Source organism: Amycolatopsis sp. NPDC052450 (assembly GCF_044547565.1).
Classification (GTDB): Bacteria; Actinomycetota; Actinomycetes; order Mycobacteriales; family Pseudonocardiaceae; genus Amycolatopsis.
Window position 1 is genome coordinate 1 of the sequence record NZ_JBIUAQ010000038.1, and the last position, 15,055, is coordinate 15,055.

At 69.3% G+C, this 15,055-nt stretch carries 14 protein-coding genes; 6 read left to right on the forward strand and 8 right to left on the reverse strand.

Annotation, left to right across the window (positions count from 1 at the left end):
- Positions 1 to 779: 779 nt before the first annotated feature.
- Positions 780 to 2,078, reverse strand: a complete 1,299-nt coding sequence (locus ACIHAO_RS37475; RefSeq protein WP_396566138.1) for a GGDEF domain-containing protein — start codon at positions 2,076 to 2,078, stop codon at positions 780 to 782.
- Between the two features lie 318 nt (positions 2,079 to 2,396).
- Positions 2,397 to 3,656: an MFS transporter gene (locus ACIHAO_RS37480; protein ID WP_396566140.1), complete on the reverse strand. Its 1,260-nt coding sequence runs from the start codon at positions 3,654 to 3,656 to the stop codon at positions 2,397 to 2,399.
- Positions 3,657 to 3,774: 118 nt separating this feature from the next.
- Here ACIHAO_RS37480 and ACIHAO_RS37485 point away from each other — a divergent pair, with 118 nt between their 5' ends.
- Positions 3,775 to 4,065, forward strand: a complete 291-nt coding sequence (locus tag ACIHAO_RS37485; RefSeq protein ID WP_396566142.1) for a hypothetical protein — start codon at positions 3,775 to 3,777, stop codon at positions 4,063 to 4,065.
- Here ACIHAO_RS37485 and ACIHAO_RS37490 read toward each other — a convergent pair.
- A complete protein-coding gene (locus ACIHAO_RS37490) occupies positions 4,062 to 5,000 on the reverse strand; it encodes a GlxA family transcriptional regulator (protein ID WP_396566144.1) in 939 nt (312 codons plus the stop codon). The genes ACIHAO_RS37485 and ACIHAO_RS37490 overlap by 4 nt on opposite strands.
- 91 nt (positions 5,001 to 5,091) lie before the next feature.
- On the opposite strand from ACIHAO_RS37490, the gene ACIHAO_RS37495 reads away from it, so the two are divergent.
- From ACIHAO_RS37495 to rnhA, 3 genes are read left to right on the forward strand one after another with little or no spacing between them, the layout of a single operon-like run.
- Positions 5,092 to 5,514, forward strand: a complete 423-nt coding sequence (locus ACIHAO_RS37495; RefSeq protein ID WP_396566146.1) for a DUF6010 family protein — start codon at positions 5,092 to 5,094, stop codon at positions 5,512 to 5,514.
- Positions 5,515 to 5,559: 45 nt separating this feature from the next.
- Positions 5,560 to 6,750: a DNA polymerase IV gene (gene dinB / locus ACIHAO_RS37500; RefSeq protein ID WP_396566148.1), complete on the forward strand. Its 1,191-nt coding sequence runs from the start codon at positions 5,560 to 5,562 to the stop codon at positions 6,748 to 6,750.
- A 22-nt stretch (positions 6,751 to 6,772) separates the two neighbouring features.
- A complete protein-coding gene (gene rnhA, locus ACIHAO_RS37505) occupies positions 6,773 to 7,255 on the forward strand; it encodes a ribonuclease HI (RefSeq protein ID WP_396566150.1) in 483 nt (160 codons plus the stop codon).
- On the opposite strand, the gene ACIHAO_RS37510 is transcribed toward rnhA, so the two are convergent.
- From ACIHAO_RS37510 to ACIHAO_RS37525, 4 genes are all read right to left on the reverse strand, one after another.
- The gene (locus ACIHAO_RS37510; RefSeq protein WP_396566152.1) at positions 7,252 to 7,920 is read right to left on the reverse strand and encodes a hypothetical protein; all 669 of its coding nucleotides are present in this window, start codon (positions 7,918 to 7,920) and stop codon (positions 7,252 to 7,254) included. The genes rnhA and ACIHAO_RS37510 overlap by 4 nt on opposite strands.
- 196 nt (positions 7,921 to 8,116) lie before the next feature.
- Positions 8,117 to 8,614: a hypothetical protein gene (locus ACIHAO_RS37515; RefSeq protein WP_396566154.1), complete on the reverse strand. Its 498-nt coding sequence runs from the start codon at positions 8,612 to 8,614 to the stop codon at positions 8,117 to 8,119.
- Positions 8,611 to 10,035: an ATP-binding protein gene (locus ACIHAO_RS37520; protein WP_396566156.1), complete on the reverse strand. Its 1,425-nt coding sequence runs from the start codon at positions 10,033 to 10,035 to the stop codon at positions 8,611 to 8,613. The genes ACIHAO_RS37515 and ACIHAO_RS37520 overlap by 4 nt, the downstream gene beginning before the upstream one ends.
- The gene (locus ACIHAO_RS37525) at positions 10,032 to 10,724 is read right to left on the reverse strand and encodes a response regulator transcription factor (protein ID WP_125794784.1); all 693 of its coding nucleotides are present in this window, start codon (positions 10,722 to 10,724) and stop codon (positions 10,032 to 10,034) included. Before ACIHAO_RS37525 ends, ACIHAO_RS37520 begins: the two co-directional genes overlap by 4 nt.
- Positions 10,725 to 10,834: 110 nt before the next feature.
- Here ACIHAO_RS37525 and ACIHAO_RS37530 point away from each other — a divergent pair, with 110 nt between their 5' ends.
- The gene (locus ACIHAO_RS37530; protein WP_396566158.1) at positions 10,835 to 11,782 is read left to right on the forward strand and encodes a phosphatase PAP2 family protein; all 948 of its coding nucleotides are present in this window, start codon (positions 10,835 to 10,837) and stop codon (positions 11,780 to 11,782) included.
- A gap of 27 nt (positions 11,783 to 11,809) precedes the next feature.
- On the opposite strand, the gene ACIHAO_RS37535 is transcribed toward ACIHAO_RS37530, so the two are convergent.
- Positions 11,810 to 13,318, reverse strand: a complete 1,509-nt coding sequence (locus ACIHAO_RS37535) for a diguanylate cyclase (protein WP_396566160.1) — start codon at positions 13,316 to 13,318, stop codon at positions 11,810 to 11,812.
- 140 nt (positions 13,319 to 13,458) lie between these two features.
- Here ACIHAO_RS37535 and ACIHAO_RS37540 point away from each other — a divergent pair, with 140 nt between their 5' ends.
- Positions 13,459 to 14,679 carry a cytochrome P450 gene (locus ACIHAO_RS37540; RefSeq protein WP_396566162.1) on the forward strand — a complete coding sequence of 407 codons (1,221 nt, stop codon included), beginning with the start codon at positions 13,459 to 13,461 and terminating at the stop codon, positions 14,677 to 14,679.
- Positions 14,680 to 15,055: the final 376 nt, after the last annotated feature.

Below are 15,055 nucleotides of genomic sequence, written 5' to 3' on the forward strand. Positions count from 1 at the left end.
AACCGTGCGATAGCCCGGAACCGGACCGCCTCCAACCGCGCGATCCCCTCCGACGCCGCCACCGCCACATCCACAACATCCCTATCCCCCAACGAGTTCAGCGAACCGTTGACCTCCTTCAACACATCCGACTCGGTCATGTCCTTGAGCAGCGCCACAACGGCGTGGGAAGTATCCACACCCAGAACCTACAACCGACCACCGACAATTTCCGGACCTCACAGACGCCACAGGCATTGCCGATTTCCGGCAACGACACAACTGGCTCGGCAGCAGCGCTGCAACACGCCCCACGGTGAGAGATCAGAGTCGGGAAGTCCCGCACACAAGGAGATCTCCTGACATTCGACCCAGGCACGGCGGATATTGCCGTTTCCCGGCAACGACACAGACCGGCTCAATAGTGGTGCCGCAATTCGCCCCACAGCGCGGGACAAGGCCGAGACGCTCCAAGAAAAATGCACCCCTTGCTCGTCATTCTCCACTCCCCGGCAGCCTCAGCGGGAGGCGGCCACAGTCCACATAGGACACTCACCACTGCGGCCGAGCGCTGCTCGACGGGGATCCGTGACCAGACCCGCGTCTGTGGAGATCCTCGCGAGAAACGGTGTCAGCGACGGCCGGTCGACATAACCCCAAGCGAGCTGCTTTACCGGCGGCGAGGAAGTACATCTCGTCCCGGTGAAAGCCGTACCGGCCCGAAAGCAGCACCAGGACCTGTATCGCGACGACGAGACCGTCCGGATCGCTCCGTCGCGCCTCCTCGGCCGAGGCGGAGCCTACTGCGTGGGAGGGGCGAGTTCGACGCGGTTGCGGCCACCTTGTTTCGCCCGGTACAGCGCGGTGTCCGTGGCGACGAGAAGGTCGTCGACGCTGGTGATGTTGGCCGCCGGGTACAGCGCCCCGCCGATCGACACCGTCAGATCCGTGAGCACGGTCTCGCGATCGGGGAGCGCGACCGAGACCACCGCCACCTGGTGCCGGATCCGTTCGGCCACCTGGCGCAGCGTCTCCTCGCCGTGGATGTCCGGGATGACGATCGCGAACTCCTCGCCGCCCCACCGCCCGCAGACGTCCTGCTCGCGGATTTCAGCGCGCAGCGCGTCGCCGACCGCGCGGAGGACGAGGTCGCCGTTGGGGTGCCCGTAGGTGTCGTTGATCGTCTTGAAGTTGTCGAGGTCGAGGAACAGCACGCCGAGTTTGCGGCCGGCGCGCGTCCGGCCGAGGTGCTCTTCGGCCAGCTGACGCCAGCGGCGTTTCGTGACGAGGCCGGTGGTGGCGTCGGTGTGCGCGTCGCGCCGGTACTGCGTCAGCAGCAGCCCGCGGTGCAGCGCGACCAGCGCGATGACGACCCCGACGAGGACCAGCGGGTTGGCCTGCACGAGGACGACGGCCGTCACGAGGCCGAGGCCGAGCGCGCCCGCCTCGAGGATCTGGTCGCCGAAGCCGGAGAACAGTTCGCCGATCGACTTGGGCGGCGACGAGAGCGCGATCGCGATCATCACCAGCACGGTGTTGATCGCCCAGCGCAGGGCCGCGGCCACGATGATGACGGCGAGATCGCCCAGTCCGGCGAGCAGCCCGGAGTCGGGCGAACCGGGGTAGTGGCGCATGCCGAGGCTGAGGACGACGACGGCGGCCTGCGTGCCGCAGAGCACCGTCGCGGCGGAAAAGATCCACCGATGGGGGAGTACCGGCCGTTGGTGTGGCCAGATCCGCAGCCATGCGATGGTGTAGGTCACCACGACCATCGCGGCGGCGAGCACCGGAGGCAGCGCGATGACGGCGGCGACGCTCCAGACCGCCTTGGTGTCGACGTAGGCGACTGACGGGGCCCTGTCGTACTCCCGTTGGCGTTCGATCTGCCGGGTGCCCTCGATCGCGATGGCCGCGCACAGCGTCAGGACGCCGAATCGGGCCAGGTCGGTGCCGGTCACCGGGACCAGCCGGGCCGTGGCGGCGGTCGAGAGGACTGCGATGAGATTCACGACCAGGACGTAGGAACGCACAGGTCGCGGCAGGCTCCACAGGTGCCAGGCCTTGAGCCGCCGCCGCGCGCCGCCGAGTCGTCCGTCCACGCACCCTCTTCCGTCGGTGATCTACACCGTAATCGAACCGGGACGGCGACGACCGCGTTGTCTCCGACGATAAGACACGCGGCCGCGAATTCGCCCGGACAGCCCAACCAAAACGAGGGAGGTGCACCGATGCAGGACAACAACTGGTGAGTGTTTTGCCGGATAGATCGCTATTTCGCGGGAGGTGAACGACATGCGGGACAACAACTGGACCTGAGTGATCCGGCCCACAAGAGCGTGCGGCTTCACGAAGGGAGGTGAACGTAGTGCGTGACAACAACTGGACGACCCGTCGTGACAACAACTGGACGTGATGTGTCAGGAACCGTGCTCGCCAACGGGTGTCGTCCCGCCGGCCGGACCCGCGGGATCTTCGGATTCCTCCGGGCCGCGGCGGGACGACACCGCCCGTGACCAGCCCGCCCCGGCGACGCAGGCGACCACCACGCCCGCGCCCGCCGCGACGGTGACCACTGTGGTCGGCGCGACGACCTGGGCCAGCAGCCCGGCCGCCGCGATCCCGGCCGCCTGAGCCGCCCGCAACGCCGCTATCGCGACCCCGATCACCTGACCGCGATGGGCGGCCGGCGCGGCGAGGCTGTACTGCGTCTGAGTGATCATGTCGTGTGCGGAGAACACCCCCGAGAGCGTCCACAGCACGACGATCGTGACCAGGCCCGGCGCCCAGCCGGTCGGGATCAGCACCAGGCTGCTCGCCACCGTCAGCGCGCCCAGCACCTTGACCTGCCGTTCCCGCGGGATCCGGCTCAGCAGGATCCCGCCGAGCACCGAGCCGACCGGGTTCGCGGCCAGCAGCCACGGCAGCGCGTCCGCGCCGCCCAGTTCGGCGGCGACCGGGACGGCGAGGCCTTCGGGCACGACGTAGAAACCGCAGCAGCAGGCGATGAGCAGCAGCCAGCGCAGCTTGCGGTCGCGCGCCACCAGCCGGCAGCCCGCGATCAGGGACGGGCGCTCGTGATGGCTCGGTGCCGATGGTGGGAACCGTTCGAGCCCGAAGCGGAGCATGAGCGCGGAAAGTGCGAACGTGCCCGCGTCGATCAGCAGCGCGCCGGGTACGCCGAGGCCCGTGACGACGGCGGCGCCCGCGCCGAAGCCCACCACGAGCCCGGCCTGGTAGGTGGAGGAGATGACGGCCTGGCCGACGACCAGCCGGTCCGGATCGAGCAGATCCGGCAGCATCGCCTGACGGGCCGCGTGAAACGGCCCGGCCATGAGCTGCACGACGAACAACAGCGCGGCCGCGGCGGGCAACGGCAGCCCGGGCACCGCCATCAGCGCGATCAGGACCGCGCGGCCGACGTCGGTCACCACCATCACGGTGCGTCGCGAGAACCGGTCCGCGATGCCGCCCAGCGCGCCACCGAGGAGATCGGGCACGAACGTCAGCGCGTACGCGGCCGAAGCCCAGCCCGCCGAGGAGGTCCGGTCGAACACCAGCACCGTGAGGGCGACCCTGGCCAGCTGGTCACCGGCGACCGAGAGCAGATGCGCGAGCCAGATCCGGCGGAATCCGGCGACCGCGAAGACGCTGCGGAACGACGCCGCCCGGGCTGGCATGCGTTTCAGGCTGTCGTGAGGCGGCCACTTCGCGCAACCCTCGAGAAAAATCCGCCGGCCGTGTCAAACCACCGGGGGCCCGTTCGACGTGTGGGTAAGAGAAGGAACGGAGAATCCGATGTCGCATTCACTGGGCCCGCTGGCGAACAACCTGGCCGCCTACGCCATCTACTCGACCGCGCAGACCGAGATGCGCCACGCCTACAAGCTGATCGAGGTGGGCGACTACCTCGGCGCCGCCGCGGAGATCGATTCCGCCGCGCGCGCCGCCGAGGTGCTGGCCCGCGCGACCTCCGAACTGGACGCCGAGCGTTCGGAACGATGGCTCAGAGTCGTCGCCGCCCGGAGGCGGTTCGCCGAACAGGCCCGCGTGCGCGCCTCGGACACCGCACTGGCCCTTGCCGCTTAACGGAAAGCGCGTCTATAGGTGACCGGGCTGACGCCGGTCGTGCGCTTGAACCGGTCGCGGAACGAGGTGGGCGAACCGAAACCGACTTCGGCGCCGATCCGTTCGACGGCGTACTGGGTGGTCTCCAGCAGATGCTGCGCCTGCCGGACACGCGTCCGGTGCAGCCACTGCAACGGTGTCGTCCCCGTCTGGTCACGGAAGTGCCGGATGAGCGTGCGCGTGCTCATCCCGGCGCGTGCCGCGATGTCGGCCAGCGTCAGCTCGCGCGCGAGATTTTCCTGCATCCACAGCAAAGTGGGTTCCAGCGCCGCGCCGCGGGGAGCGGGAGGATGCCGCAACGCGATGAACTGTGCCTGGCCGCCTTCGCGTTCCAGCGCCATCACGGAAAGTCGGGCGGCGTCGGCCGCGATCGCGGAGCCGTGGTCCCGGCGGATCAGGTGCAGGCACAGGTCCAGGCCCGCGGCGGCGCCCGCCGACGTCAGGATCTGCCCGTTGTCGACGTAGAGCACGTCCGGGTCGACGTCGACCTCCGGGTACGCGGCGGCCAGTGCCTCGGCGGCGACCCAGTGGGTGGTGGCGCGAAGCCCGTCGAGCAGACCCGCGGCGGCGAGGATGAAGGTCCCAGAGCAGATCGAGGCGATCCGCGTACCTCTCGCGGCGGCCGAGGTGAGCGCGTCGTGGACGGTTTCCGGCAACGGTCCGGTGGGGTCGGCGGTGCCGGGGACGATGATCGTGTCGGCTTCGCGTAGCGCCTCCAGTCCCCACGGAGCGCGCAGAGTGAAGTGCCCCGCGTCGACGTCCGGCTGCTCGGCGCAGACGATGACCCGATAGCCCGCGCTCCCGTCGGTGAGCCGCGTCCTGGTGAAGACCTCGATCGGCGTCGAGAGGTCGAACGGGATCAGCTTGTCCAGTGCGAGGACGGCGACGGTGTACATGACCGCAACCTACTCGCCCGGTGGCGAGATCCCGTTGGAGGCGTCGTTCACGCCACTGGGACCGGGCTTCGTCCGCTTCTAGCGTCGAACCATGATGATCATCGCGCCGATTCTCGTCGGCCTCCTCTACGTCGTGCTGATGTCGCTGATCCACGAGCCGCACCGCCGCCGCTTCAACGCGGTCATGGTGGCGGGCGCCGGCGCCGCCTATCTGAGCGGAGGCGGTCTTGGCATCTGGGAGTTCGCGTTCGCCGCCGTCGTGACCTACGTGGCTTACCGCGGCCTCGAGTCCTGGACGTTCATCGGCATCGCCTGGCTGCTGCACACCGGCTGGGACGTCGTGCACCACCTCAAGGGTGCCCCGATCATCCCGTTCGCCGAGCATTCCTCGTTCGGCTGCGCGATCTGCGATCCGGTGATCGCGATCTGGTGTTTCGCGGGCGGGCGATCGGTGACGGATCTCCTCCGAGCCCGTCGCGGACCCGTCGCGCACTCCGGGCCGCCGTTCGACTGATCGGGCGGCTTGGCCCCTGGGCCGTTCGATGCGAACATATGTTCTATGACGCCCGAGGGTCCCATCCTGCACGCCGACCTGGATTCGTTCTACGCGTCGGTCGAGCAGCGTGACGACCCGAGCCTGCGCGGACGTCCGGTCATCGTGGGCGGGGGCGTCGTCCTGGCGGCCAGTTACGAGGCCAAGGCGTACGGCGTCCGCACCGCGATGGGCGGCGGCCAGGCGCGGCGGTTGTGCCCGGACGCGATCGTGGTCCCGCCTCGGATGCGCGCGTATTCCGAGGCGAGCAAGGCGGTCTTCGAGGTCTTCGGCAACACGACGCCGCTGGTGGAAGGCATCTCGATCGACGAGGCCTTTCTCGACGTCGGCGGGCTGCTGAAGATCGCGGGAACGCCGAGCCGGATCGCCGCGAAGCTGCGGAAGGACGTCCTGGAGCAGGTCGGCCTCCCGATCACCGTCGGCGTGGCGAGGACGAAGTTCCTCGCGAAGGTGGCCAGCGGTGTCGCGAAACCCGACGGTCTCCTCGTCGTGCCGCACGACAAGGAGCTGGAGTTCCTGCACCCGCTTCCGGTCGAGCGGTTGTGGGGCGTGGGCAAGGTGACGGCGCAGAAGCTCCGCGAGCGCGGCGTGACGACGGTCGGGCAGATGGAGGGGTTCGGGGAGAAGGAACTCGTCCGGATGCTCGGCCGCGGCGTCGGCACCCATCTGCACGCCCTGTCCCACAACGACGACCCCCGGCGCGTGCAGACCGGCCGCCGTCGCCGCTCGATCGGGGCGCAGCGCGCGCTCGGCGGCAGGCCGCGTTCGCCCGAGGAGCTCGACGCGACACTGCTGACGCTGGCCGATCGCCTGTCCCGCCGTCTGCGTTCGGCGCATCGGGTTTGCCGCACCGTCGTGCTGCGGATGCGGTTCGGCGATTTCACCAAGGCGACGCGTTCGCACACCTTGCTGGAGGCGACGGAACAGACCGGCGCGGTCGTCGCGGCGGCCCGTGGGCTGCTCGCCGCGGCGAGACCGCTGATCGACGAACGCGGGCTCACGCTGATCGGGCTCGCGCTGACGAACCTGTCGAAGGACGACGCCATCCAGCTGGCCTTGCCGTTCGGGGCGAAGCCGAGGGACGAGCTCGACGCGACGCTCGACACCGTCCGGGACCGGTTCGGCTCGAAGTCCATCACGCGCGCGGTGCATCTCGGGCAGGTCGAGGAGCCGTGGGTGCCGCTCCTGCCGGACTGAACCCCGTCGCTAGGGTGTCCCGGTGGCGGAAGTCGAGATCTACACCGATGGTGCGTGCAGCGGGAATCCCGGGCCCGGCGGCTGGGGCGCGGTGCTGCGGTACGGCACGGTCGAGAAGGAGATCTACGGCGGCGATCCCGGGCCGACCACGAACAACCGGATGGAACTGACCGCGCCCATCGAGGCGCTGGAAAGCCTGAAGCGCCGGGTCGCGGTCGACATCTACACCGACAGCACCTACGTCCGGAACGGCATCACCAGCTGGGTGCGGAACTGGAAGAACAACGGCTGGATGACCTCGGCCAAGACGCCGGTCAAGAACGCCGATCTGTGGCGCCGTCTCGACGAAGCCGCTTCGAAGCACGACGTCGAATGGCACTGGGTCAAGGGCCACTCCGGGCATCCGGAGAACGAGCGAGCGGACCGGCTCGCCGTCAAAGGCGTGGAAGAGGTCGTGGGGCGACCGGTGATCCAGCCCGGCGAGCGGTCCGCTCCGCGGCGCTAGCAGCTGACGTTGACCTTCGCGCCCTTGGCGAAGGAGACGTGCACGTGGTCCATGTGGTTGGCGGTCGCGCCGCCGCGGTCCTCCATGGTGTCCCAGCCGCTGCCGTCGTTGTAGCGCTGGCGCCAGATGACGTAGGTGACGCCGAAGTCCTTCTGGTTGGCCAGGAGGTATTCGGCGATGGCGTTGCCGGTGGCGGTGTCCACCATGAAGTCCAGCGCGAGGCCGGAGGGGTGGTCGCTGGCGTTCGCCCGGCCGGCGACGCCGCCGACGTTCTTGACGCCGAACTTCGCCTTGACGTGGTTTCCGACCTGGGCCACGTGCGGCTTCACGCCGGCGAGGTCGGTCGAACACGCCGTCGCGGCGGGCACGGTCTTCTTGACCGGCGCGGGGGCCTTGGTCGACGTCGTCGGCTTCGGGGGAGCCGAGGAGGTCGACGGAGGCGGGGTGGTCGTGCTGGAGGGCGGGGTGCTGCTGGTCGGCGGCGGGGGAGTCACGCTGGAGACCGGGGGAGCCTGCAGCGCGAGCGCGGCACTTGCCGCTTCGACGTCAGGGGTACCTGCGGTGGTCAGCCACATCGACGCCGGGAGCGCCGTGGCGACCGCTGCCGCGATACCCGCGGGGAGCTTCCACTGCGGAGCCTTGTTCTTGCGATGTCTGCCGGCCATTTCTCTGATCACTCACCACTTCGGGGACGGGAACTCGCGTCGGGGGCCGCGAGCTCCGGGCAACATTACGAAAAGGACACGGCAATGTCACGCCCGAGTGTGTTCGCCCACAGTTACCTTGATCGTTGAACCAAAAGAGGCTCACAGCCGTACAGACACAAGAAGTGCTTTTATGTGACCACCGTGAGTGACGAATTCAGTCCGCTTTGCAGGATTGGAAGTACATGTCCCCGTCCGGCGAGGTCACGTTGACTCCCGGGGAGCTCGGAGCCCGCGTGGTCGCCGCCGACGCCGCGATCGTGGTGCAGACCAGCTGGTTGATGGCCTGATTCGACAGTTTTCGCATACTGAACGGCAGCACGATGGCGGTCGGATCGCCGGAGTACACCTCGACTCGCCCCACCTCCGCCGGGACGAAGGTGGTGAGCCCCTGCGCGGCTTCCCGCTCCGTCGGTCCCTTCAGCAGCAACGTGAGCGCGCCTTCGGGTGAGATGAAGCCTTCGGTGGGCCGCGTCACCGGGATGACCCGGCCGTCGGAGACGAAGTACAGCGTCAGGCCGTTGACGACGTTCGGCCCCGTGGTGGCGCGGATCGACGGCCCCGGCCCGGCCGGGACGACGCCGGTCGGCTGGACGCCGCAGGCCGCCACCAGTGCCGCGGCCGCGAGAGCGGGCAGCACCCGGATCCTCCTCATCGCGTCCCTCCTTCGGTCCGGTGCGGCAGGCGCAGGACGAACCGGGCGCCGTGCCCGGTGTCGGCGGCGGTGAGGTCACCGCCGTGCAGGCGGGCGTTCTCCAGCGCGATCGCCAGTCCCAGCCCGCTGCCCTCGGAGCGGGCGCGGGCGGTGTCGGCCTTGGTGAACCGGTCGAACACATGCGGCAGGACCTCGGGATCGATCCCCGGCCCGTGATCTTCGACCGCCAGGGTGACGCCGTCGTCGCCGGCGCGCAGGCGGACCTCGACCGGGGGCGCGCCGTGCCGGAACGCGTTGCCGACGAGGTTGGCCACGATCAGGTCGAGCCGCCGCCGGTCGACGCGGGCGAGGACGCCTTCCGGCAGGTCGGTGACCAGGTCTTCGCCGTCGCGCCAGCCGCGCGCGTCGAGGCTGTCCCGGATCGCCGTCGCGAGATCCCATTCGTCGAGCACGAGTTCGGCGCGGCCCGCGTCGAACCGGGAGATCTCGACCAGATCCTGGACGAGCCGGGTCAGCCTGCGGGTCTCGCCCGAGACCAGCCGCGCCGCGACGGCGGTGTCCGGTGGCAGCGTCTCCGCGTCTTCGTCCAGGACATCGGTGACCGCGTTCATCGCGGCGAGCGGTGTGCGGAGTTCGTGCGAGACGTCGGCGACGAACCGGCGCGCGTCTGCCTCCATGGCTCTCAGCTCGCCGACCGTGCGTTCCAGTTCGGCGGCGGTGTTGTTGAAGGTGGTGACCAGTTCGGCCAGCTCGTCGGATCCCTTGGCGGGCAGCCGGACGTCGAGCCTGCCTTCGCCGAGCTGGGCGGCGGCGGTGTTGAGCGCCCGGACCGGCCGCAACACCTGTCTCGCCGCGAGGAGGGCGAGCGCGGCGGCCAGTGGCAGCACGAGCGCGGCCGTCTGCCAGGCGGATCTCGCGAGTTCTTCGATGGCCTTTTGCTGCTGGACGAGCGAGGTGAGCGAGTACACCTCGACGCCGCTGGGCCCCATCAACCCGTCCGGCTGCCGCACCAGCACCGGCAGGCCGATCAGGAGTTCGGGGATGGGTTCCGGGCCGGCGTCGCGGTCCACCCGCTGGAACTGGATCCGGGTGTTGTTCGCGATGCTCTGCCGCAGCTCGGGAGAGAAGGTGGTCAGATCCGGGCCGTTGACCGACCGCAGATTCCGGTAGACCGCGACCGCGTTCAACCGCAGGCTGCCCGCGAAGTCGTTGAGCTGCTCCTGCGTCGGCGGCGTGGACAGCGGGCGGCTGTAGGAGCTGACTCGGTCCTTCAGCTGGTCCATCGCCGCGTCCTGGACGGATTTGAGGATCGCGTTCCTCGCCGAGACGTAACTGACCCCCGCCGTGGCCGCCGCCCCGATGATCGTCATCACCGCGAAGGCCAGGATGAGCCGGGGCCGCAGCCCGGAGAGCAGCCTCATGAACGGCCGAATCGGTACCCGAAGCCACGGACGGTCTGGACGTGTTCGGGTTTCGCGGGCACGTCTTCGATCTTCGCGCGCAGCCGCTGGACACAGGCGTCGACCAGCCGGGAGTCGCCGAGATAGTCGTGATCCCAGACGGCGGAGAGGATCTGCTGGCGGCTGTAGACCTGCCCCGGCGTGCGCGAGAGCTCCAGCAGCAGTTTCAGCTCGGTCGGGGTCAGCGAGACCGGCTCGCCGTTCTTCGTGACCACCAGCCCGGCCCGGTCGATGACCAGACGGCCGTGCCGTTCCCCGCCGGGTTCGTCCTCGTTCGCGGGTTTCTCGCTCACCGCGCGCCGCAGCACGGCCCGGATCCGGGCGTCGAGCACGCGGGGTTCGATCGGCTTGGTCACGTAGTCGTCGGCGCCCGCCTCCAGGCCGGCCACGATGTCGAAGTCGTCGCTGCGGGCGGTGAGCATGATGATCGGCACCTCGCCGGCCGAGCGGATACGGCGGCAGGTCTCGAAGCCGTCGATCCCGGGGAGCATCAGGTCCAGCACGACGATGTCGGGCTGGAACACCCGCAGTTTCTCCAGCCCGAGCTCACCGCTCTCGGCGGTGTGGACGGTATGCGCCTGCCGGCGCAGCGCGAGTTCCAGCCCCTCCCGGACGGACGCGTCGTCTTCGATCAAAAGGACACTTGCCACGCCGCCATTATTCGGATGTCGCCGCGCGTGTGCGACTCGGCTCGATCTTGTAGCAGAACCATGACATTGTCCGGACCTCCCGGCTAAACGGCGTGGGGACAGTGAGACGCATGGCCCTACTCACCCACGAAGCGAAGCCGACCCCCGCCCACCGTCCGCTGCCGGGACGGCACGCCGAGCCAAGGCGCACCCTGTCCAGGGCCGTGTTCCAGTTCGCCACCGGACTGGGACTGGCCGCCGCGTTCGTCGTGACCTACGTGCTCTTCGTGCACACGTCGGCCGGGCAGCTCGCGGAAAACGGCGTCGTCCGCAGCGCGCAGTCCGGTCAGTGGTCCACAATGGACTGGGCGGGACCGCTGCGCGACCAGGACATGGTGCTCGTCATCGGCGCCGCCTGGATCGTGCTCGTCGTACTGGCGCTGTTCAGGCGCAAACCCGGCCTCCTGGTCCCCGCGCTGAGCGTGCTCGTGTTCCCGCTCGTCGCCGCGCAGTTGCTCAAGCTCTACGTCCTCGTCCGTCCCGAGCTGCCCGACGGCGGCCGTGGCCCGGACCACAACAGCTTCCCGAGCGGACACGTCAGCGCCGCCATGGCCATTCTGATGGCCCTCGCTTTCGTTCTGCCCCAACGGTTCCGCCCAGTGATCATCGGGATCGGCGGGGTCGCCGTCGCCTGGGTCGCGTCGTCGACCATCGCGCTGGGCTGGCACCGGCTCAGCGACACGGCGGGCGCCTGCCTGCTGGGAGCGTCGTTCGCCTGCCTCCTCGCCGCCTGGCTGACCACCCGGCGCCGGGACCTGCGCCGCACCCCCGCCGCGCTGGTGGCGCTGGCCACGGTGCTGCCCACCGGGATCGTCCTGATCGGCTTCGCGGTGCTGAGCACGGCGACCGACGGCGCCGCCCAGTTCGTCGCCGCGCTGGTGCTGGCCGCCCTCGCCGCGGTGGGCATCGTGCTGGTCGCGCTGTGGCCGTTGCGCGGATCCGCGTTCGAACGGCGGACCGGCGTGGAGACCCGCGTGGTCGACGACCTGCTCGAGACTCGCCTCGTGACCCGCCGCTGACGCGGGTCTTCGGGGTGCTCCCGAATGTCACGTATGGGGCCGCGCCGGTCCCATACGTGACATCGGCGCGTGTTCAGGGACGGGACTCGTGTGCTCGGAAGGCGCCATGACCACGCGGTTGCGCCCGTTCCGTTTCGCTTGGTACATCGCCGAGTCGGCCGCACGGAAGAGCTCGCCGTAGTCCGTCGAGTGCTCGGGCGAGAGGCCGACGCCGATCGACACGGTGCAGCCGAGGATCGGTCCCACCGCGCGGGGTTCGTTGGTGGCGTGCCCGCTGGCGAGTTCGGTCAGGCCGGTGATGGCGGTCTTCGCGACGGCCTCCCGGATCCGCTCGGCGATCCGCATCGCCTCTTCGCGGGTGGTGTCCGGCAGGAGTACCGCGAACTCCTCGCCACCCCACCGCCCGACGACGTCGGTGGCGCGGGTGTTCTGCCGCAGCACGGCGCTGACGCAGCCGAGCACGATGTCGCCGCCGGAATGCCCGTACTTGTCGTTCCACTGCTTGAAGTGGTCGAGGTCGAGCATCAGGAACGCGGTCGGCCGCCGGTCGGTCTGGTCTTCGAGCAGCCGCAGGGCGGCCGGGGCATGGAAGGAGTCCTCGGTCAGCAGCCCGGTCTTCCGGTCGCGCTGGCTGCGCGCGATCGTGTCCGCCAGCGCCTGCGAGAGCCGGGTCGAGCGCAGCGCGACACCGATCATCACCAGCGGCACCAGTGCGATGTTGACCGCGCCGAGGATCGTGGTGCACGCGGCGAGTTGCAGCGCGTAGACGAAGTCCGCGTTGTCGGCCCAGCTGCCGATCAGCTTCTGCCGCCGCCAGCCGCCCCACGCCAGGCCGCGCGCGATGCTGATCAGGAGGGTCTGCGACGCGAAGTACCAGAGCGCGGCGCCCACCAGCGCGACGGCGGCCATCACGATGTCCTCGGCCCGCTGGGGGAGCGTGCCCGACGCGAGCCAGGAGTGCAGTGCCGTCAGTTCGGTGATCGTGTGCACGCCCAGGATGGACACGGCGTGCGCGGCGGTGGTGAAGAGGAACGTCGTCATCGCCTTGTGCGCGATGGAGTAGCGCTGCACGCGCACCATCAGCAGCAGTGCGAGCGACAACGTGGGCGGAAGCAGGACGGCCGCGCTGCCCAGCCAGACGGCGGTCTGGTCGATGTGCTCGCCACGCCGGTCGTCGGCGCGGCGCTGTTCCTCGGGATGCTGCGTCTGGACGAGATACCAGATCGTGCAGCCCGCGATCACGCCGAAACGGACGAGGTCCGTGGCGGTGACGAAGTCCTTGAAACCGCTGTACAGGGCCCAGACGGCGACCGCGACCTCGGTGCCGAGCATCCAGAAGACCGCCGCGGGCGGCAGACGCCACAGTTCCCAGCCCGCCGGATGCCGCAGGGTGTTCCAGGCGCGACCTCGCAGCCGCCAGACGCGGGCGGCGGCGAGGCCGACGGTGTCGGCGAAACCCCGGAGCGACCCGCGCGGGCGCTCCGAGACCGGGTCACGGTCGTGCTCGGTGAACTCGCTGACGAGGGTCACCTCCATCCGTCACACACCGCACCCGCTCGATCTTGCTGGGTCACCATGAGGGGGTGACAGGGGGACCGCGTTGACGATCGCGTGAGACAGGCCGATGCCTGCGTTCGCCGGACGCGATACCGCCACAAGCTGGCATGGTGACTCGTATGCCTGATGCCGCATACGACGACGCCGCGGTCCCCGTGATGTTCGGCCCGGAATTCGACAGGGATCCCTCGCCCGCATACGAATGGCTCCGGGCGAACGCCCCGGCGTTCCGGCTCCCGCTCCCCGGCGACACCTGGACCTGGCTAGTGACCCGGCACGCGGACGTCGTCTCCGCGATGGCCGATCCCCGGTTGTCCAAATGCCCGTCCGTCGCGGCGGAACACTGGCGTGAGGCCAATCTCGGCCTGCCCGCCGACCACCGGCCGTCGCTCATCGGGCATATGAACAACTTCGAGGGCGAGGAGCACGCGCGGCTGCGCAAGGCCTGCGCCGGCGCGTTCGGCCCGCGACGGCTGCAGCACATGCGCGACCGCACGCATCGGCTCGCGAACGAACTGCTGGACCCGATCCTGGACCGGGGCGAGGGCGATCTGGTCGAGGATTTCGCGTACCCGCTGGGAATCCGGTCGATCTGCGAGCTGATCGGCATCCCGGACACCCTGCTGGACGAGGTCCGCCCGCCGGCGCTGGTGGTCGCCGCCGGCGACGTCACCGACATGGCGTCGATGCTCAAGGCGACCGACGATCTGGACGCGCTGCTCGCCGACGTCGTCGCCCGCAAACGCGCCGAACCCGGGGCGGACCTGATCAGCGACCTGCTCACGCAGGAAGCCGCCGGGAAGCTGACCGACGAAGAGGTCGCCGCGACGGCGTTCCTCTCCCTGATCGCCGGGCACGAGACGACGATCAGCCTCATCGCGTCCACCGCGCTGACCCTCATCACACATCCGGAGGAGGCGGCCCGCGCCCGCGCCGACGGCTCGTATCTGACACTCGTCATCGAGGAGGTCCTGCGCCGCGACACCCCGCTGCAGAACACCAGCTGGCGGTTCGTCACCGAGCCGATGGAACTCGCCGGGCAGCGGATGGAAGCGGGCGATCCGATCCTGTTGTCGTTGCTGGCGGCCAACCGCGATCCGGAGGTCCACCCCGAACCGCTCGCCTTCCGCCCGGGCGAGCGGCCGGTGCGGCACGTGGCCTTCGGCGTCGGCCCGCATATCTGCATCGGCGCCGCACTCGCGCGCATGCAGGCGTCCGCGGCCCTGGAGACGCTGTTCGGCCGCGCGCCGTCGATGACGCTGACCGTGCCGGAAGACCGGCTCGTGTGGTGGCCGAGCGCGATCACCCGCGGCCTGCACAACCTGCCGGTGAAGCTCTAGGCCAGGGTGAGGCGATCCGGTTCCAGGCGCTGGTCGCGCCTTGGATGTCCATAAAGGACACAATCGGTCGGTGAAATGTCCGATTGATGTCTATGTATACGGCTTAGCGCTGGGGTCGTGAGTGGTAATGAGGGTTCTATTGAGAGGTAAGGCAAGGGGTGGCATGGCCGAGTCGGTGGCGGAGCGGGATCGCCAGAGGTCCAGCGCGCTCTTGACTGTCCACAAGGGATGCCAGTCAGGCGACAGTGTCTGTTATGAGTACTTTGCGCGAGGGTCGTGGGTTGGTCATTTGGGTTTTAACCACCAGTTCCCCCAACAACCCCCAGTTAAAACCCCCACGCAGGGAATAAACCAAAAATTATGAACTGGGAAGGTT